The organism is Pseudomonas sp. MEJ086 (assembly GCF_030209025.1).
Classification (GTDB): domain Bacteria; phylum Pseudomonadota; class Gammaproteobacteria; order Pseudomonadales; family Pseudomonadaceae; genus Aquipseudomonas; species Aquipseudomonas fulva_A.
Genome location: NZ_JARVSV010000002.1, coordinates 65,411 through 84,551, shown reverse-complemented (window position 1 = coordinate 84,551; position 19,141 = coordinate 65,411). Strand labels below are relative to the sequence as shown.

The 19,141-nt window shown below is 64.2% G+C and carries 16 protein-coding genes; 9 read left to right on the top strand and 7 right to left on the bottom strand.

Features of this window, described 5'->3' with window-relative positions; genetic code table 11:
• Nucleotides 1-13 precede the first annotated feature (13 nt).
• Genes QRN22_RS00750 through QRN22_RS00735 form a run of 4 tightly spaced genes read left to right on the top strand, consistent with a single transcriptional unit; the run spans nucleotide 14 to nucleotide 3,484 of the window.
• Entirely contained in the window at nucleotides 14-949 is a 936-nt protein-coding gene (locus QRN22_RS00750; protein ID WP_042552823.1) for a metal ABC transporter substrate-binding protein, read from the top strand.
• Nucleotides 946-1,701, top strand: coding sequence for a metal ABC transporter ATP-binding protein (locus QRN22_RS00745; RefSeq protein ID WP_042552822.1), 756 nt, complete (start codon nucleotides 946-948; stop codon nucleotides 1,699-1,701). Before QRN22_RS00750 ends, QRN22_RS00745 begins: the two co-directional genes overlap by 4 nt.
• Nucleotides 1,698-2,600: a metal ABC transporter permease gene (locus QRN22_RS00740; protein WP_179537817.1), complete on the top strand. Its 903-nt coding sequence runs from the start codon at nucleotides 1,698-1,700 to the stop codon at nucleotides 2,598-2,600. The genes QRN22_RS00745 and QRN22_RS00740 overlap by 4 nt, the downstream gene beginning before the upstream one ends.
• On the top strand, nucleotides 2,597-3,484 hold the full coding sequence (locus QRN22_RS00735) for a metal ABC transporter solute-binding protein, Zn/Mn family (protein ID WP_042552821.1): 888 nt from the start codon (nucleotides 2,597-2,599) through the stop codon (nucleotides 3,482-3,484). Before QRN22_RS00740 ends, QRN22_RS00735 begins: the two co-directional genes overlap by 4 nt.
• 303 nt (nucleotides 3,485-3,787) lie before the next feature.
• Here the strand turns inward: QRN22_RS00735 and epsC are convergent, their stop codons facing one another.
• Together epsC and QRN22_RS00725 are read right to left on the bottom strand one after the other, a co-directional pair.
• A complete protein-coding gene (gene epsC, locus QRN22_RS00730) occupies nucleotides 3,788-4,750 on the bottom strand; it encodes a serine O-acetyltransferase EpsC (protein ID WP_042552820.1) in 963 nt (320 codons plus the stop codon).
• Nucleotides 4,751-5,159: 409 nt separating this feature from the next.
• A complete protein-coding gene (locus QRN22_RS00725) occupies nucleotides 5,160-6,158 on the bottom strand; it encodes an SMP-30/gluconolactonase/LRE family protein (RefSeq protein WP_082045734.1) in 999 nt (332 codons plus the stop codon).
• Nucleotides 6,159-6,505: 347 nt separating this feature from the next.
• Here QRN22_RS00725 and QRN22_RS00720 point away from each other — a divergent pair, with 347 nt between their 5' ends.
• From QRN22_RS00720 to QRN22_RS00710, 3 genes are all read left to right on the top strand, one after another.
• Nucleotides 6,506-7,408: a LysR family transcriptional regulator gene (locus tag QRN22_RS00720; RefSeq protein WP_042552819.1), complete on the top strand. Its 903-nt coding sequence runs from the start codon at nucleotides 6,506-6,508 to the stop codon at nucleotides 7,406-7,408.
• Between the two features lie 186 nt (nucleotides 7,409-7,594).
• On the top strand, nucleotides 7,595-9,022 hold the full coding sequence (locus QRN22_RS00715; protein WP_042552818.1) for an LLM class flavin-dependent oxidoreductase: 1,428 nt from the start codon (nucleotides 7,595-7,597) through the stop codon (nucleotides 9,020-9,022).
• A gap of 17 nt (nucleotides 9,023-9,039) precedes the next feature.
• On the top strand, nucleotides 9,040-10,278 hold the full coding sequence (locus QRN22_RS00710) for an acyl-CoA dehydrogenase family protein (protein ID WP_042552817.1): 1,239 nt from the start codon (nucleotides 9,040-9,042) through the stop codon (nucleotides 10,276-10,278).
• A gap of 11 nt (nucleotides 10,279-10,289) precedes the next feature.
• Here the strand turns inward: QRN22_RS00710 and treS are convergent, their stop codons facing one another.
• The 3 genes from treS to QRN22_RS00695 all read right to left on the bottom strand — a co-directional run bounded on the left by treS (nucleotide 10,290) and on the right by QRN22_RS00695 (nucleotide 14,275).
• Complete coding sequence (gene treS, locus QRN22_RS00705; RefSeq protein WP_419761275.1) at nucleotides 10,290-12,350, bottom strand: maltose alpha-D-glucosyltransferase; 2,061 nt, start codon at nucleotides 12,348-12,350, stop codon at nucleotides 10,290-10,292.
• A gap of 300 nt (nucleotides 12,351-12,650) precedes the next feature.
• Complete coding sequence (locus tag QRN22_RS00700; RefSeq protein ID WP_042552815.1) at nucleotides 12,651-13,025, bottom strand: c-type cytochrome; 375 nt, start codon at nucleotides 13,023-13,025, stop codon at nucleotides 12,651-12,653.
• Between the two features lie 362 nt (nucleotides 13,026-13,387).
• Complete coding sequence (locus QRN22_RS00695) at nucleotides 13,388-14,275, bottom strand: NAD(P)/FAD-dependent oxidoreductase (protein WP_042552814.1); 888 nt, start codon at nucleotides 14,273-14,275, stop codon at nucleotides 13,388-13,390.
• A 135-nt stretch (nucleotides 14,276-14,410) separates the two neighbouring features.
• Between QRN22_RS00695 and QRN22_RS00690 the strand changes: the two genes are divergently transcribed.
• Nucleotides 14,411-14,860 carry an Rrf2 family transcriptional regulator gene (locus QRN22_RS00690; RefSeq protein WP_042552813.1) on the top strand — a complete coding sequence of 150 codons (450 nt, stop codon included), beginning with the start codon at nucleotides 14,411-14,413 and terminating at the stop codon, nucleotides 14,858-14,860.
• 111 nt (nucleotides 14,861-14,971) lie between these two features.
• Here the strand turns inward: QRN22_RS00690 and QRN22_RS00685 are convergent, their stop codons facing one another.
• Together QRN22_RS00685 and QRN22_RS00680 are read right to left on the bottom strand one after the other, a co-directional pair.
• Nucleotides 14,972-15,373, bottom strand: a complete 402-nt coding sequence (locus QRN22_RS00685; RefSeq protein WP_042552894.1) for a hypothetical protein — start codon at nucleotides 15,371-15,373, stop codon at nucleotides 14,972-14,974.
• Nucleotides 15,374-15,442: 69 nt separating this feature from the next.
• Nucleotides 15,443-17,080, bottom strand: coding sequence for a methyl-accepting chemotaxis protein (locus QRN22_RS00680; protein WP_042552812.1), 1,638 nt, complete (start codon nucleotides 17,078-17,080; stop codon nucleotides 15,443-15,445).
• Between the two features lie 334 nt (nucleotides 17,081-17,414).
• On the opposite strand from QRN22_RS00680, the gene pgm reads away from it, so the two are divergent.
• Nucleotides 17,415-19,079, top strand: a complete 1,665-nt coding sequence (pgm, locus tag QRN22_RS00675) for a phosphoglucomutase (alpha-D-glucose-1,6-bisphosphate-dependent) (protein WP_042552811.1) — start codon at nucleotides 17,415-17,417, stop codon at nucleotides 19,077-19,079.
• The last annotated feature ends 62 nt before the right edge of the window (nucleotides 19,080-19,141 follow it).

The following is a 19,141-nucleotide window of genomic DNA, read 5'->3' as shown; positions in this document are numbered from 1 at the left end:
AGACCGCCCGCCAATGCCCATTTTCCGTCTGTTTCGCGCACGTCCCCTGCTGTCACGCCTGGCCATCGGCCTGTTCGCCCTGCTGTTCATCGGCGCCGCCAGTGCCGCCGACGCCAAGCGCCTGCGTATCGGCATTACCCTGCACCCCTATTACAGCTACGTGAGCAACATCGTCGGCGACAAGGCCGAGGTGGTGCCGCTGATTCCGGCCGGCTTCAACCCGCATGCCTACGAGCCGCGCTCGGAAGACATCAAGCGCATCGGCTCGCTGGACGTGGTAGTGCTCAACGGCGTCGGCCATGACGACTTCGCCGACCGCATGATCGCCGCCAGCGAGAAGCCGGATATCGAAGTCATCGAAGCCAACGCCAACGTACCGCTGCTGGCCGCGACCGGCATCGCCGCACGGGGCGCCGGCAAGGTGGTCAACCCGCACACCTTCCTGTCGATCAGCGCCTCCATCGCGCAGATCAACAATATCGCCCGGGAACTGGGCAAGCTCGATCCGGCCAACGCCAAGACCTACACGCAAAACGCCCGCGCCTACGGCAAACGCCTGCGCAAGCTGCGTGCCGACGCCCTCGCCCAACTGACCGAGGCGCCGAACGCCGATCTGCGCGTAGCCACCGTGCACGCGGCCTACGACTACCTGCTGCGTGAATTCGGCCTGGAAGTCACTGCGGTGGTAGAACCGGCCCACGGCATCGAGCCGAGCCCCAGCCAGTTGAAGAAGACCATCGACCAGTTGCGTGAACTGGACGTCAAAGTGATCTTCTCCGAGCTGGACTTCCCGTCCACCTACGTCGACACCATTCAGCGCGAGTCGGGCGTCAAGCTCTATCCGCTGTCGCACATTTCCTACGGCGAATACAGCGCCGAGAAGTACGAAAAGGAAATGACCAGCAACATGAACACCGTGGTACGTGCCATTCAGGAAGCCGGCAAATGAGCGTGGCGGAAAACCTGAGCGTGACGGCCATTGGCCCGACCATCGATTTTCAGCAGGTCAGCCTGGTGCTGGGCCGCACGCAGATCCTCGAGAATGTCAGTTTCCAGGTCAAACCGGGCAGCGTGCATGCCCTGGTTGGCCCCAACGGCGGTGGCAAGAGCTCGCTGATCAAGACCCTGCTCGGCCAGATGCCCCACCAGGGCACGCTCAGCCTGCAGTGGCCCGACGCCGTCGGCACCATCGGCTACGTGCCCCAGGCGCTGGAGTTCGACCGTGGCCTGCCGATGACCGTGGACGATTTCATGGCTGCCATGTGCCAGCGTCGCCCGGCCTTCCTCGGCCTGTCGAAGCACTACACCGGAGCCATCGATGACGCCCTGGCCCGCGTCGGCATGCTGGAAAAGCGCAAGCGGCGCATGGGCGCGCTGTCCGGTGGTGAACGTCAGCGCGTGCTGCTCGCCCAGGGGCTGATCCCCCCACCGCAGTTGCTGGTCCTCGACGAGCCGATGTCGGCACTGGACGAAGCCGGCATCCAGGTTTTCGAACGCCTGCTCGGTGACTGGCGTCGCGCCGGCATCAGCGTGCTGTGGATCGAGCACGATCTGGAAGCGGTCAAGCGCCTGGCCGACCGCGTCACCGGCCTCAGCCGCCGCGTGCTGTTCGATGCACCACCTGCCGAAGCCCTGACCCCGGAGCGCCTGCTCAGCCTGTTCTCCACCCATGCACGTGCCGCGGGGGCCTCGCAACCATGATCGACTACGAACAGTTCCGCCTGATGATTCAGGGCTGGGCGTCCTCCGGTTATCTGCCCGAAGCGCTGGCCTACGGCTTCGTCATCAATGCGCTGCTCGCCGGTTTGCTGATCGGCCCGGTACTGGGCGGCCTCGGCACCCTGGTGGTGGTCAAGCGTTTCGCCTTCTTTTCCGAAGCGGTCGGCCACGCGGCACTCACCGGCGTGGCCATCGGCATCCTGCTCGGCGAACCCTACACCGGCCCTTACGGTGCCCTGTTCGGCTACGCCCTGCTGTTCGGCATCCTGCTCAACTACCTGCGCAATCGCACCGGACTGGCCCCGGATACGCTGATCGGCGTGTTCCTTTCCGTCTCCCTGGCCATGGGCGCCAGCCTGCTGCTGATTCTCGCCGGGCGCATCAACGTGCACATTCTCGAGAACGTGCTGTTCGGTTCGGTGCTGACGGTAAACGGTACCGACCTGCTGGTCCTGCTGGTGGTCGGCGCGCTGGTGATGGGCCTGGCCCTGCCGCTGTACAACCGCATCATGCTCGCCAGCTTCAACCCGCAGCTGGCGGCCGTGCGCGGCGTGGCCGTGAAGAGCCTGGATTATCTGTTCGTGATCCTGGTGACGCTGATCACCGTGGCCGCGGTCAAGGTCATCGGCGCGATTCTGGTCGGTGCCCTGCTGGTGATTCCGGCCGCAGCGGCGCGTCTGCTCAGCCAGTCGCTGAAAGGCTTCTTCTGGCTGTCGGTGCTGATCGCCACCATCAGCACCCTGGTCGGCATTCTCATGCCCATCGTGCTGGATCTGCCGATCCCCTCCGGTGCCGCGATCATTCTGGTCGCCGGTTTCACCTTCGCCCTCGCCGCCATCGCGCGCGGCGTCGTACCAAGCCTGAAAGGGAACCTGGGATGACCCATAGACTTCACCAACTCGGCCTCGCCCTGCTCCTCAGCCTGCCCGGCCTCGCCCTGGCCAAGGACGTCAGCGTTCTGGTCTCGCAACCCGTCACCTTCGGCCTCGCCACCGATCTGCTGGAAGGCACCGCGGTGCGCATCGAACGCGCCGCACCGGCCAACCTGCCGGCCAGCCGCCAGGTGTCGTACTTCGCCGGCCGTGGCGCCACCAACCTGCAAAAGGTCGCGGCCGACGCCGATGCGGCCATCGCCCTGCGCTCGTTGTGGTCGGAAGACCCGCTCTACCCCATGGCCCGCCGCAGCAATATCCGCATCGTCGAAATCGATGCAGCACGGCCAGTGGACGGCGCCCTGCCGGGCATCGCCACCCAGGCCGAGAGCGCTGGCGAAAACGACCTGGCCAGCTACCCATGGCTGGCGATCAACAACATGGGCCGCATGGCCGACGTGATGGCCGCCGATCTGGTTCGCCTGGCACCGGATGCCAAGGGCAAGGTCGAGCAGAACCTGGCGACGCTCAAGCAGCGTCTGCTCAAACTCAATGCCCACAGCGAAGCCGAACTGGCCAAGGCCGACAACCTGTCGGTCTACAGCCTGAGCAGTCGTCTGGATTATCTGGTCAGCGGCCTCAACCTGGATCTGGTCAGCAGCGACAGCCGTGATGACCGTGACTGGGATGCAGAATCACTGAAAGCGCTGACCAGCGCCCTGAAGGAAGACGATGTGGCACTGGTACTGCACCATCGCAAGCCGTCGCAGCCGGTGGCGGACGCGGTCAAGGCCGCCGGCATTCCCCTGCTGGTGCTGGAGACCGAAAGCGATGATCCGCTGGCCGAGCTGGAAAGCAATGTCGGTAGCCTGGTGAAGGCCCTGACGCAGTAAGCATGGCGATGCTTACCGGCCGTTAACGAAAAGGCCCGATGCATAGGCATCGGGCCTTTTCTTTTGATTCTGGCTCGTGGGCTGAACGGATTGCCGTTCGAGTCTCCACGGCGCCCGGACCGGGCGGTTACAGCTCGGTCGCGTCTTCGGCAAACTCGGGTACGTCCTGTTCCAGGGCACGGGACTCGAGCAGCTCTTCCTGATAATCGTCCATCTCTCTTCTCCTTTCCTTTCTCTTTGGTCTCGCACCGAGTCTACGAAGTTTCGGTGACTATCCTGTGACACGGATCAAGCCATCGCAGTTCAGCATTCACGTTGCTGAGCGCTGGCCTGAGATACATTACTCCCTGGCTCGACACTGCGGGTGAGCCAGACGTTACCGCCGATTACCGAGCCTTTGCCGATGGTGATACGGCCAAGAATGGTGGCACCGGCATAGATCACCACATCGTCTTCGACGATCGGGTGGCGCGGCTGCCCCTTGTGCAGCAAGCCGCTCTCGTCGCTGGTGAAACGCTTGGCGCCGAGGGTCACGGCCTGATAGATGCGCACGTTGTCGCCGATGATCGCCGTTTCGCCGATCACCACGCCGGTGCCGTGATCGATGAAGAAGCTGTGGCCGATCTGTGCGCCAGGGTGGATGTCGATACCGGTGGCACCGTGGGCGGTCTCGGCACCGATGCGCGCCAGCAGCGGCAGGCCGGCGCGGTAAAGATGGTGAGCCAGACGGTGATAGATCACGGCCAGCACGCCGGGGTAGCAGAGCAGCACCTCGTCGACGCTGCGTGCCGCCGGATCGCCGTTGTAGGCCGCGACCACATCGCGATCGAGCAGGCGGCGCAGCGCCGGCAGTGCCGCAGCGAACTCGCGGACGATATGCACGGCCCGAGCCTCCACGCTGCCGACCTCGTCGCCACGCTGGCGGGCGTCGTAACGCAGCTCGAGGCGTACCTGGGCCAACAGGCTGTTCAAGGCGTGATCCAGGGTATGCCCGACGTAGTAGTCCTCGCTCTCTTCGCGCAGATCCGCCGGCCCCAGACGCATGGGGAACAGCACGCCACACAGCCCGGTGAGAATCGCTGCCACGGCCTGCCGCGAAGGCAGCTCACGGCCACCCTGCTCCGGGTCGCGGCCTGCCCGGTTGCGCCAGTCGGCGCGGGCCGAACGCAGGCCCTCGACGATCTGCTCCAGCTCCCAGTTGGTCGAGCGACTCTGCTTCTCTGTATCGGCCCCACCGGCAACGGCGGTGGCGAACGTGCTGTTCATGGAATTCCTCGGGTAAAAAGAGCGGCGCAAGAGGCTCACTCGGTTATTCGTTCAAGCGCTATAGCGGCGCCCGACAGCACCTCGAAGGTTCGAAGGCACAGCCCCGGCATGCGTGCCCCGACGATAGGGCGGCAGTGCCATGGGCTCCAAATATCCATTGATTCTTTCGATATGCGAAAAACACATATACAGACTCGCCGACACCAGCCATGGAAAAGTCAGGCCCGTGGCTATTGCGACAACGCGGGAGCATTGCTGTTTTGGGAAAAACGCGGCGCAGCGGGTTGCGAGCGAGCCTGACCGGCTGGCCGAGTCACCTCGGCCACTGGCGACGGGGCCGGCAGACATGGCTGCCAGCCCCACAGGCATTCACCGCATCAGGGCGGGAAAGCGAAGGGAAACACGCAGATCAACGACCCGCGCCGCCTACCTTCGAGGCGATACGCAGCACCTGATTGGCGGCGGTGATGTACAACCAGTGCTGATCGTCCGTACTGCAGAACGTCAGGTTGCCCGTGTCGCTGGAGGCCACGCGGATCATGCCAAGCCTTTCACCCTGAGGGGAAAACACCTGCAGCCCCTCCTTGCTGCTGCTCCAGACGTTGCCGTTCTCGTCCACCTTGATGCCATCGGGAATCCCCGGCGAGATTTCCGCGAAGACACGAGCACCGCTCAAGGCATTGTCCTTCACGTCGTAGACGACGATATGGTGAGCGAGGGATTCGTCGTTGAAGTCATGGGCCTGCTGGGAATCGGCGATATACAGACGATCGCCGTCGGGTGAGAACGCCAGGCCATTGGGTGCATGCACCTCAGGCGTGGCCATGCGCGTCAGGCTGTTGGTGAGCGGGTCATAACGGTAGACGTACTCGCCATCCTGCTCCTGAGTCCCGCCATAGCCTTCCTTCTCGTTGAACAGTCCGAAGGTGGGGTCACTGAACCAGATACCGCCATCGGCCGCGACCACCACATCGTTGGGGCTGTTCAGGCGCTTGCCCTGATACCTGTCGACCAGTACCCGCCAGCGGCCACCCGCCTCGCGGCGTACGATCGCGCGCTGGCCGTGGGATGCCGCGATGACCCGGCCGTCATGATCGAGTGCGTGGCCGTTCTGGAAGTCGGACTTGGCCAGCCATGTCTGTACGTCCTGCCCTTCTTTCCAGCTCATCACGCTGTTTCGTTTCACATCGCTCCAGATCAACCGACCATCGGCCAGGCAAACCGGCCCCTCCGCCCACACGGCATCGGTGGTGATCGACTCGACACGCGGATTCGCTGCAATCAGCTCATTGAAGCTCGGGCTGTCGGCGATGAGTTCGACACGTGGATCCTGCTCGGGGGCGGCCGTGCAGCCGATCAGTGGGCCGAGCAACAGAGCCAGGGTCGAGCAGCGTGTCAGTCTTGCCATGTCCTTCATGGTTTCTCCTTTGAATGTGCGGTAAAGGCGCGGATTGGGCGCAGGCGTCATGCATACGACTGCGGCGGGGGGCGAGTGTCACCCCTCTGCTCTGCCAAGTTTCTGGTCACGGAGCAGACATCTCGCCAGAGGTGTCGGAAGGGATCGCTCGAGGGTTGCGAGGGGGAATGGCGCCTGCCAGACGAGTGATGCCGCCACTGATCGCTCATGGCCAGCGCCCGCTGCCTGACAGCCCTTGTCCCGGTGCGGGAGCCCTGCGCGAGGGCGAGTCTAGGCAAGGCGCGGCGATATGTAACATACTTATTTCATTAACTTGCGATACGAAATAGATATCACCCATGATCGATCTGCGTCAGCTCCGCCAGTACGTCGCCGTCGCCGAAACCCTCAACTTCCGCCGTGCCGCCGAGCGTTTGAACATGGCGCAGCCGCCGTTGAGCACGGCGATCCGCCGCCTGGAAGAAGAGCTGGGGGTCACCCTGCTGGAGCGCGACAACCGGGTCTCGCGGCTGACTGCGGCGGGCGAGGTGTTTCTCCTCGAAGCGCGACGTACGCTGGAACAGGCCGATCGCGCCTGCGCAGCCGCGCGGCTGGCAGCTGCCGGGCTGAGTGGTTCGCTACGTCTGAGTTTCGTCGACAGCACCGTGAACGGCCTGTTGCCGCGGTTGCTGCGTGACTTCCAGGCACGCCACCCGCAGGTCGATCTGCATTTGCAGGAAGCCACACCGCCCGAGCAAATGGAGGCGCTCAGGCAGGATCGCACCGACATCGGCATCCTCGTGTTGCCGATCGCCGACGCCGGGGACATCCAACTGGAACCGCTGCTGAGCGATCGCATGGTGGCGGTCCTGCCCGCCGAGCACCGCCTGGCCAGGCGCAAACGCCTGGCCCTTGCGGAACTCGCCGACGAACCCTGGGTGCTGTTCGCTCACCATCACGGGCCGGGCATGCACGCGCGGATCCTGCTGGCCTGCGCCCAGGCCGGCTTCGTGCCCCGGGTGGTGCAACAGCCGCGGCAGATGCAGACCACTGCCGGGCTGGTCGCAGGCCAGGTGGGGGTCGCCCTGATGCCTCGGCTTTACGCCAACAGGCACCACGGTGGCCTGGTGCAGTGCGAGATCAGCGGCCCGGGCAGCCCGATCCCCTACGAACTGGCCATCGCCTATCGGCAACTGTCGCCCAGCGCTCGGGCTCTGCGTGATCTGGCCTTGCAGATCGTACGAAGCGATAGCGACGACTGATCGACACCAGCAGCAACGACTGTTCGCTGGGACTCATTTGCCTGACAAAGTGTTGCCTGACCAACATTCGCGACCATCCAAGACACGCTGAAGCCGCTATCGCGCGGGGTTCTGCACCCCGGCACAAAGTCTGCAAACACCCCTGGGACCCGCCATACGGCACTCAATCAGGGGAGTCAGACGACTATGCCATCTCGCATCATTCTCAATGCATTCGACATGACCTGCGTCAGTCACCAGGCCGCTGGCACATGGCGACATCCACAGAGCCAGGCATGGCGCTACAACGACCTGGACTACTGGGTCGACCTGGCCAAACTGCTCGAACGCGGGTACTTCGATTCACTGTTCATCGCCGATGTGGTGGGCGTCTACGACATCTACCGGGGCTCGGTGGAAACCTCGCTGATCGATGCCGATCAGGTGCCGGTCAACGACCCGTTCTTTCAGGTACCCGCCATGGCAGCCGCCACCAGGCATCTCGGTTTCGGCGTGACCTCGGCACTCACCTACGAGCTGCCCTACGCCCTGGCGCGCAAATTCTCGACCCTCGATCACCTGACCAAGGGCCGGGTGGCCTGGAACGTGGTGACCTCCTACCTGAACAGCGCGGCGGTCAACCTGGGCCTCAAGCAGCAGATCTCCCATGACGAGCGCTACGACATCGCCGATGAGTTCCTCGATGTCACCTACAAGCTCTGGGAGGGCTCCTGGGATGAGGGAGCGGTGCTGCGCGATCGCGAGCGAGGGATCTTCACCGACCCGAGCAAGGTGCATCCCATCGGCCACAAGGGCAAATACTTCGAGGTGCCGGGCATCCACCTCTCGGAACCTTCGCCACAGCGCACTCCGGTGATCTTCCAGGCCGGCGCCTCCAGCCGCGGCCGGGCCTTCGCCGCCAAGCATGCCGAAGGGGTCTTCATCAGCCCGGCCACGGTCGAGCAGGCTCGCGAGGTGGCCGACGACATCCGCGACCGCGCCGAACAGGCGGGCCGTTCGCGGGACGCCCTGAAGATCTTCGCCCTGCTCACGGTGATCACCGCAGAAAGCGATGCCGCCGCCGAAGCCAAGTACCAGGACTACCTGAGTTATGCCAATGGCGAGGGCATGCTGTCCTTCTATGGTGGCTGGACCGGGGTCGACTTCTCCGAATACGACCCGGATCAACCGCTGGAAGCCATCGACAACGACAGCATTCGCTCGGTGCTCGAATTGCTCGCCACCGCCGACCCGAACCGCAAATGGACACCGCGCGACATCGTCGAACACCGCAGCATCGGCGGCCTCGGCCCGGTGCTGATCGGCGGCCCTCAACGGGTAGCCGATGAGCTCGAACGCTGGGTCGATGTCGGTGGCATCGACGGCTTCAACCTCGCCTATGCCATCACGCCCGGCACCTTCGAAGACTTCATCGAGTTCATCGTCCCCGAACTGCAACGCCGCGGCCGGGTGCGCAGCGCCTACGGCGCCAGCACCCTGCGTGAAAACCTGCTCGACAGCGATTCGCCCCATGCCGCGGCGGACCATCCAGCGGCCCGCTATCGCGGCGCATTCAGCGAGGGTGCCAACACCACCGACCACACCAAGCCCTCTCCTTTCGCCACGCTGACCTGACCCAGAGGACTCCCACCATGACCAGCCTCCAGCCCGTCAAACCGCTGCCCCAGGAAACCGACTACGAACAACTCGCGCAGCGCTTCCGGCCGATCTTCGCGCGTATCGCCGAAGGTGCCGTGGAACGTGAGCGCAATCGCAGCCTGCCCCATGAACAGATCCGCTGGCTCAAGGCTGCCGGTTTCGGCGCCGTTCGCGTGGCACAGGAACATGGCGGTGGCGGTGCCTCGCTGCCACAGCTGTTCCAGTTGCTGATCGAGCTGGCGGCGGCCGACTCGAACATTCCCCAGGCGCTGCGCGGTCATTTCGCCTTCGTCGAGGACCGTCTCAATGCCCACGCCAGCTCGCCACAGGACACCTGGTTTCAACGCTTCGTGGCTGGCGACCTGGTGGGATGCGCCTGGACGGAAATCGGTGCCGTGAAGATCGGCGAAGTGCTCACACGGGTGTCCCGCCAGGGCGACAAATGGGTGGTCAATGGCACCAAGTACTACAGCACCGGCAGCATCTTTTCCGACTGGATCGACCTCTTCGCCCAGCGTGACGATAGCGGAGCGGATGTGATCGCAGCCATCCGCACTCAGCAGCCTGGGGTGACCCTGAGCGACGATTGGGATGGTTTCGGTCAGCGCACCACGGGCAGCGGCACGACGGTGTTCGACAACGCCGTGGTCGAGGAACAGAACATCATCGACTTCGCCACCCGTTTCAAGTACCAGACCGCCTTCTACCAGTTGGTACTCAATGCAGTGCTGGTCGGCTCGGGGCGCGCTGCGGTCAACGACTTCGCCAGGCAGGTCGGCCAGCGCACGCGCATCTACAGCCACGGCAACGGCCCCTCGGCCGATCAGGACCCGCAAATCCAGCAGGTGGTCGGCAAGGCTTCGGCCCAGGTGTACAGCGCCGAAGCCGCGACACTGCGGGCAGCGCATGCCGCGCAACGCGCTTACCTGGCACGGCTGAATGGAGACCTGCAGCAGGAGCGCGACGCCAATATCGACGCCGAACTGGAGTCGGCCCAGGCCCAGGTGGCGGTCGCGGAGCTGGTGCTCGACGCCACCAGCAAGCTGTTCAACGCCCTCGGCGCCTCGGCGACCAGCCTCACCCGGCAACTCGACCGCCACTGGCGCAACGCCCGCACCGCGGCCTCGCACAACCCGCTGATCTACAAGGAGCGGATCATCGGCGACTGGGAAATCAACGGCACCGAGCCCCCTTACGTCTGGCAGATCGGTGGCGGTGCCAAGCAGGCCTGAGCCTGCCCACCTCAGATGCCGTGGGCCATGCTCACCACCCGCAGTGCCAGGCCTTCATAGGGCGCCAGCTCGATGTGCAGCTCGCCCTCGGCGTTCAGGTCACCGACCAGGCGTTCGTGGATGATGTCCACCACGGGCCCTGGCTCGACATCGGTCAGGGTCACCACCTCGGTCAGTGGCTCGGCACCGAAATTCAGTGCCGTGACCTGGGTACCACGCCCGGCCGGCAACTCGTGGACCATGATCAGCAGGGCCGGATGACTGGTGAGTGGCACCGCGACCTGCTTGCTGGAAGCCACGCCGTAGGAGCGACGCGCTGCGAACATGCGCCGTGCCTGGGAAGCGAACGACTCGGGGTCCTTCAACTGCTCGCTCAGGCTGCCATAGAGGTTGCGCGCCTTGGGCAGGCCCTCGGCAGACAGCAGCGCCTGCGGGTCGAGATCGACCAAGTCGTAGCCGCCGCGGTTGATCCAGCGGGTGTCGCCGTCAGCGATCAGTTCGCTGACCTGATCCACTTCCAGCGGCAAGGCCCCCACCAGGTCCCAGCCCGACAGGGCGACCACGCCCGGCTGCATGGCGTTGTACATCAGCAACAACAGGTGCACCTGGCGAATCTTCGCCACATCCGCTTCGCTGATGGCGTTCAGGTCACTGATACCCAGGGCCGCGGTAATGATGCTGACCGTGGTGCAGGCCACGCCATTGGTGACGAACTTGAGGTTGTAGGGTGCGTTGGCGCCGGCCAGGTGCTCGTACATTTCAGCGCGGATCTGCTCGCGCAATATGTTGCCCGGCAGGCTCTGCCCGCGGAACACGTAGGTGTCGTTGGCATGCAGGGTCCAGAAATGCACCAGCTCCAGGGTCAGTTCGTCATGGTTCTGCAGGGCATGGATCAGTGAGGCGGGGTCGATGCCGAAGTCGTGCATCTGGTGCAGCATCAGCCGCAGGAACTCCACGTCACCGGTAAGCAGGGCATGCTGATAGGCCGGCCGGGTGATGAAGTCATAGGACAGATCGGCACCGCCCTGGGACATCGCGGCGATGTCGTCCAGCGTCAGGTTCAGCTCCTGAAAACTGAAGGCGCCGGCCTTGCGGATCATGCCGCCAAGCAACTGGTTACCGGTCTGCGACAGCGGATGGCTCTCCGACCACGCATTGCCCTGGCTGCGCCGCTCGACGCCGAGAAAGCCGTTGGCGTCCAGGCGCAACACCCGTGAACCGATCACGTCGATGGCATGCAGGGCTTCGCCAGTGACCAGTTGCTGGGCCGCGAAGGTGGGGTCCAGCCAGTTCAGCGACGGCTGACCTTCCTTGAAGTAATGCAGATACACCCAACGGCGCACCTTGCCATCTACCCCTTCCACTTCGGCGGTGGCGCTCCAGTCGGTCTCCTTGACGCCTGGTTCGAAGAAGATCACCCGCTGCAGTTGCCCGACGATGTAGTGCTTGTCGCGCAAGGCGTCGACCACCGTCGGCGGCAGGTTCACCGCGTCACGGCCGGCCGGGACATCGGGCAGCATCGCCCAGTCGGCCTCCTGGATCTCGACCATGTGGAAGAGGCCCGGATAGTCGCCATAGGCCATTTCCGCCAGACGGAAGTCAGCGCCCTTGCCGGTGTGCGAAGGGATGGAGTCATCGATGGTCACCGCATTGTGTGCGGCAGCCACGCGGCTGAGGTGAATGAGCTGCTCTTCGGTACCGTAGCGCGGATCGACCTGCAGGCTGATCCGGTCGAAATTGCCGTCCACGGTGGGCGTGTAGGTACGCCCGTGGAGGCCGCCGGAGCGGCGCATCGGCCCGGTATGGATGCCCTGCACGCCCAGTTCCGAGAGCGCGGCCCACAGGCGTTCGTCGCCCAGGGCCTGAAGAACGGAACCCTCGGGCGCGGTGATGATGGCGGCCGGGTAGACGGCGATCCACACCGAAGCCACCGCCGTGACGCTGCGCGGCCGCGCCAGAGCATAGGGATGCTGCCAGAGCCTGGGCTGGCCAGCGTATAGCCGGGCTCGCTGTTTCGCGGTGTGGAGCATGGACTGCTCGACCAGCCAATTCACCTGTTCTTCATCACGCATAGCCATCGCACATCCGGGTCGGGAAGAAGATCGCAGGCCGTTGCAGGCCGTGTGAAAACGTCGCGGGCGAAGGTCAGGCAAGGCAAAAACCGGCGAAAAGCGCAGTTCACGTGCTGCAAATGAGCATGTTGACTGGGCTGGCATTCCAGCTGGTTTTAACGCCGCATGACCGAGCGCAGTGGTTTTCAAACAGCCTGGTTGGCCTGCACTTCTGTTTCAGAGCCGGTGGGCTGGGCTTTGTTCAGTCTGAATGGCGAGATGGCTGGCGAGGTGGCCGGGCCGGCGAGGATTGCAGCAACCTCATTGCGCCGGCTGGGTTTGCAGATAAAGCAGCAGGCTGTCGATCTTGTCCTGATCGCCGATGCCCCAGAAGCGCATCTTGTTGCCGGGTACCACCGCCTCGGAGTCCTTGATGAAGGCACTCAGGGTCTCCGGGCTCCAGACCACGGCGGAGTCCTTCATGGCTGGCGAATAGCGGTAGTCGGTTGTGGAGCCCGCGGTTCGCCCAATGATGCCGTTGAGCTGCGGGCCGAACGCGGCTCGGGCTCCCTGCCCGACCTTGTGGCAATTGCCACAGTTGCGCTTGAACAGCGCCTCCCCCGTGGCCACGTCCGCCTCGGCGTGAGCCAGGCCCGCAGCCAACAGCGTCAGCAGTAGCAGCAACGGGCGGATCATTGGCTCACCTGCACGGGCAGCCAGGCACGAGGGGTATCAGGGAAAGCCAATAGTGGCGTTGTCGGCAAAAGGCTCATCGATGACCTGCATGGAAAGTAACGACGCAGCTGGCAGCGTCACGGGCGCTAGCAGAGCGGTACCACTCTACCCTGCGACATAACCGATTGCATTGATCTGCGCCTGGTTGTCGAGCGCTCCCACGACGCTCTCTAAAACCCTCCGCCATCCGTTCGTGAATACCTCTTGCGGCTGATCGGAGCCTGGGGACCGAGGATGGTGGCCTTGCCGTGCAAGCGCCACGCCCATGGAGTTCGCGCTGAGGGCGACTCGTGGCCTGACCCGGGGGCACCGCGTGGTGGCTATCAGCGGAACATCAGCGAAGCGTGCGCGCCGGTACCCGCTCGCGCACCAGAGCCTACCGCCAGGGCCACCGAGCCCGCAGGCAGCGCTGCATCGCCGCAGGCGAACACGCCGGGAACGCTGGTTTCCTGGATCTCCGACACCTGTATGTAGGAGCCGGTGTGCCCTGCCGTGAGCTGACAGCCAAGCTGGTCGACCAGCGGGCTGTCCAGATGCGTGCGGGTCAGGGTGAACAGACCATCCAGCGCGACCTCGCGGCCGTCCCCCAGGTGCACGTTCGCCCGCTCGCCGCTGATCGCCCGCACCGGCTCAGGCTCCACGACCACACCGCGATTGGCCAGCTGACCCCATTGCTCGGCACTGGGCACGAAAGCCCCGTTGGTGAACAGCGTGGTATGGCCCCAGTCCGGCAGCATCAGGGCATGGTGCATGGACAGCTCGGAAGCGGCCAGCACGCCGATACGCCCTTGATCCAGCTCGTAGCCGTGGCAATACGGGCAATGAAAGATGCTTCGCCCCCAGCGTTCGACAAGACCAGGGATGGTTGGCAGTTCATCACGCACGCCGCCCGCGAGAATCAGGCGACGAGCAGGCAAGCGTGCGCCGCTTCGCACCCCGACCACGAAGCCTTCGCCTTCGCGCTGCACGCTGGTGGCACTGTCAGTCAGCCAGTCGGCTGTCGGGTAATCCATGAACTCGGCACGACCATCGGCGGCGATCTCCGCCGGTGGCCGACCGTCCTGCCCGAGAAAACCGTGGGAATGTTCGGCAAAGCGATTGCGTCGCTTGCCAGCGTCGATCACCAATACGCGGCGACGCGCCCTTACCAGTTGCAGGCCGGCGGACAATCCCGCGTAACTACCTCCGACGATGATCACGTCATGGCTCATGAATTAACTCCCGTGTGTCGACCTCGGCTCGCCCGCGGCCATCACGAAACATCATGAGTTACATGAAGGATTCGGGTCAATACTCGTAACATGGTTCATTACGTAACGGGCCACCGCCCCGGCCAGGAGAATTCAATGAGGAACGACACCCGACTCTCGCGCATGCTGCACGTGTTGATCCATATGGATCGCCACCAGCAGCGCACCACGTCGGAAACCATCGCCAGGATGCTCGAGACCAATCCCGTGGTGGTACGTCGCACCATGGGTCTGCTGCGCGAAAAGGGTTACGTGACCTCGGACAAGGGCCACAACGGTGGCTGGGCACTGGCCAAGCCGCTGCAGCAGATCACCCTGCTGGACATCCACCAGGCGCTGGGAGCGCAGTCGATCTTCAGCATCGGCCTGGCCACCGACCACCCTCAATGCCTGGTCGAGCAGGCGGTCAACGATGCCCTCAGCCAAGCCTTCGACGAGGCCCAGGCGTTGCTGCTGCAGCGCCTGGGCGCGATCAGCGTGGCCGATCTCGCCAATGACTTCGAACACCGCTACCAGTCGTTGCCGGCATCCCGGAAAACGCTATGAGCACAGGGAGTTGATCACGGGATGGGTCAGTCGCCCGTTTGGCGGTCGCGATCACCTTCTGCCTCGCGAGGTTTCTCGCAGTAACGGCTCGAGCTGAAACGTCAACAGACCCTACAGATCGCGAAACAGGTCGTGGGCGTTGAGCAGTGCGTAGGCGATTTCCGGGCGCCGCTCCAGAGCCCGGCGGATGGCCGCAGGAATGGCCTGGCGGGTCTTGCGGCACAGACCCGGGAAGGTCGTTACCTCGATGGCGATACCGCGCATGCTGCGTACTTCGTTGAAGCCAGGGGCAACGTCAACGCGAATGCCCAGTTGCTCGAACATGCGCTGCTGCATGCGCTCGAGGTCTTCCAGGCTGGCGAGATTCTCCAGGCGCTCGAGCAGACGCTTTTCCTCAGCCCTGGTCAGCATCAGGATGCGCTGGTCACCACTGGTGGTTTCCAGCAGTCGTTCACGCTCGCAGTCGCAAGCGCCAGGCGGACAGGGATGGCGGATTGGCGTCGATAGGCTCATGGCCTGCATCATAGCCAGGCTGGCGGCTCATTGGCCATGGCCCCGAGCCGCCATCCCGAACCTGCCGGATCAGGCGCTCAGCCTGAAACGTCCGACCAGCGTATTCAACCCCTGAGCCAGTCGCGCCAGTTCGTTGCACGCCGCGGATGTCTGATCGGCGCCCGAAGCGCTCTGGATCGACAGGTCGCGGATGCTCACCAGGTTACGGTCGACTTCACGAGCCACATGGGCCTGCTGCTCCGAAGCGGTGGCGATCTGCAGGTTGCGCTCGTTGATCATGCCGATGGCATCGACGATCTGCCCCAGGGCGTTGCGCGCCTCATCGGCGACCTGCAGGGTGTTGGTCGCCTCCTGGCTGCTGTTGCGCATGGCCAGCACGGCCTTTTCGGTGCCTGCCTGGATCGCGGCGATCATCTGTTCGATTTCCTGGGTGGAGGCCGAGGTGCGATGAGCCAGGCCGCGGACCTCGTCCGCCACCACGGCGAAACCACGGCCATGGTCACCGGCTCGGGCGGCCTCGATGGCTGCGTTGAGCGCCAGCAGGTTGGTTTGCTCGGCGACGTTACGAATCACGTCGAGCACCTTGCTGATATCGCGCGCCTGGTTGGCAAGCCCCTGGACCTGATCGGACGCCTCCACCACGTTGCCCGACAGCTGCCGGATCGCCGCCACGGTGCGCGCCACATGCTGGTTGCCGGCATTCGCCGAGAGCGTCGAATCACGCGCCGCGTCGGAAGCACCACTGGCATTGCGCGACACCTCCTCTACCGCCGCACTCATCTGCGTCACGGCAGTGGCGGCCTGGTCGATCTCGGCGTTCTGGTTCTGCAGGCCACGGGTGCTCTCCTCGGTCACCGAGGCCATTTCCTCGGCGGCCGCAGCCAGTTGCGTGGAGGACTCACTGATCTGGCGAATGGCATCGTTGAGGTTCTTGCGCATGGTCGCCTGGGCGGCCAGCAGACGCCCTGCCTCGTCCTTGCCGCTGACCTGCACGGAGCGGGTCAGGTCACCGGAGGCGATGGTCTCGGCACTCAGCAGCGCTTCATTGATCGGTGCGGCGATGGAACGTGTCAGCAGGGTCGCCAGCAACACCGTCAGCAGCACGGCGATGGAGATGGTTACCAGCACCCCGGTGCGGCCATGGTCGTAGGTCTTGCTGGCGGTGATCCCGGCCTGCTTGGCACCCTGCATGTTATAGGCGGTCAGCTCGTCGAGCCGTTGCTGCAGCGCGGTGCCGTCATTGCGCACCTGGCCGTTGGCCAGGTCCAGGGCCTGGGGCACCTGCTTCTGATGCAGCAGGTCGATGATCTGCTGCTGACCGGTCAGATAGGTTTGCGTGCTGGTGCGCACATTGTCGAAAAGGCTTCGTTCGGCAGGGCTCGAGACCAGTTTTTCACCATACTGCTGCAGGGCCTGCTGCAGAGCGGTGCGATAGTTCTGCGCGGCACTTTCGTCGATCGACTTCTGCCCGGCGCTCTCGCCAACGGCAAGCAGCCGCAGGGTTTCCAGGCGAATGTTGAGCAGATCCTTCTGCATCTCGCCGGTGGCCTGAATGCTCACCATCCAGTTGGCTTCGATGTCCTGCTCGGCCTCGTACAGGTCACCCAGTTTGAACAGCGAGAACGCCCCCAGCACGACGACCAGCAAAGTAATGAGGGCGAAACAGAAAGCGGCACGGGGGGCGATATTGAAATCACGAAGGTTCATGGCGGCACCGAATGACTAGAGCGTATTAACCAACCACTCCCTGTCGGCCCAGCGGGACACGCCACCCATTTTTTGGAGGGGCGCAACTAGACAATAGCAAAGTGACAGTATTGCGCTCATGAACAATATCTATTGCCGACAGACGGAACGTTCGAGGGTGCGCAAGCCCCTCGAACGCCATGCCAGCGAAGGCACTGGCGCTTTATTCTGCAGTCTTTATCATCCGCGACCACGAGTATGGGGAACTCCAGGCCACCGCTGCGGTGTCGAACCCCCGAGTCCGATGTCCGGTGCGCTGCCACCTGGCCCCTCCATCCCATCAAAGGAACGATTGATGAGCATCCACAGCAATGCGGGACGCCTTCCCGACGAGCACAGCCTGGCCAATCTGCCGCGCCTGGTATCACGCTACTACAGCGAACGTCCGGACCCGAGCGCCCCCGCACAGCAGGTGGCGTTCGGCACCTCCGGCCACCGCGGCTCTTCCCTGAAGAACAGCTTCAACGAATGGCACATCCTCGCCGTGACCCAGGCGATCTGCGATTACCGTCGCGGCCAGGGCATCGACGGCCCGCTGTTCATCGGCATGGACACCCATGCGCTGTCCGAGCCGGCGTTCGTCTCGGCACTGGAAGTCCTGGCCGCCAACCGCATCGAAACCCGTATCGATGCCGGCTGCAGCGAAACCGCTGGCGAACCCGGTTACACGCCGACCCCGGCGATCTCCAAGGCGATCCTCGACTACAATCGCGGGCGCAGCAGCGGCCTGGCCGACGGTATCGTCATCACCCCGTCGCACAACCCGCCTGCCGACGGTGGCTTCAAGTACAACGCGACCAACGGGGGCCCGGCTGACACCGGCGTCACCAAGTGGATTCAAGAGCGTGCCAACGAACTGCTCGTGGCTGGCCTCAAGGGCGTACAGCGCATCGACTACGCCAGCGCCCTGAAAGCACCGACCACCCAGCGTTACGACTTCATCGAGCATTACGTCGGCGATCTCGAGCAGGTACTCGATCTGCAGGCGATTCGCGGCTCAGGCCTGAAGTTCGCGGTCGATCCGCTGGGCGGCGCAGGCGTGCACTACTGGACACGCATCGCGGAACGCTACGGCCTGCCGCTCGAGGTGCTATCGACGCGCATCGATCCGACCTTCCGCTTCATGCGCGTCGACTGGGACGGCAAGATCCGCATGGATTGCAGCTCGCCCCATGCCATGGCCGGCCTGATCGAGAACAAGGACCGCTTCGACGTGTCCTTCGCCTGCGACACCGACCACGACCGCCACGGCATCGTCGCCCGCTCGGTGGGTCTGCTCAACCCCAATCACTACTTGGCCGTGGCCATCGAATACCTGTTCACCCACCGTCCGCAGTGGGCTGCCCAGGCGGCCATCGGCAAGACCCTGGTGTCTTCCTCGATGATCGACCGGGTCGCCAAGGGCATCGGCCGCGAAGTGGTCGAGGTGCCGGTGGGCTTCAAGTGGTTCGTCGACGGGCTGATCGAAGGCCGCTTCGGCTTTGGTGGTGAAGAGTCCGCGGGGGCTTCGTTCCTGCGCAAGGACGGCAGCGCCTGGTCCACCGACAAGGACGGCATCATCCTCGGCCTGCTGGCGGCGGAGATCACCGCGGTAACGGGCAAGGACCCTGGCGAGCGCTATCAGGCGCTGACCGAGCGTTTCGGCGCCCCCGTCTACCAGCGCATCGACGCCCCCGCCGACCGCGAACAGAAGGCTCGCCTCGGCAAACTGTCCGCCTCTCAGGTGACCGCCAGCGAGCTGGCTGGCCAGCCGATCACCGCGATTCTCACCGAGGCACCGGGCAACGGCGCGGCCATCGGTGGGCTGAAGGTGGTCACCGACAACGGCTGGTTCGCCGCTCGCCCCTCCGGTACCGAAGACGTTTACAAGATCTACGCCGAAAGCTTCGAGGGCGATGCCCATCTGCAACGCATTCAGGAAGAAGCCAAGGCATTGGTAGACAGCGTGCTGGCCGGCTGACCGGCTGCGGCCGGCGCCCTATCCGGGGCGCTGGCTGCTTGTCGCAGCACTTCAAACGCCCC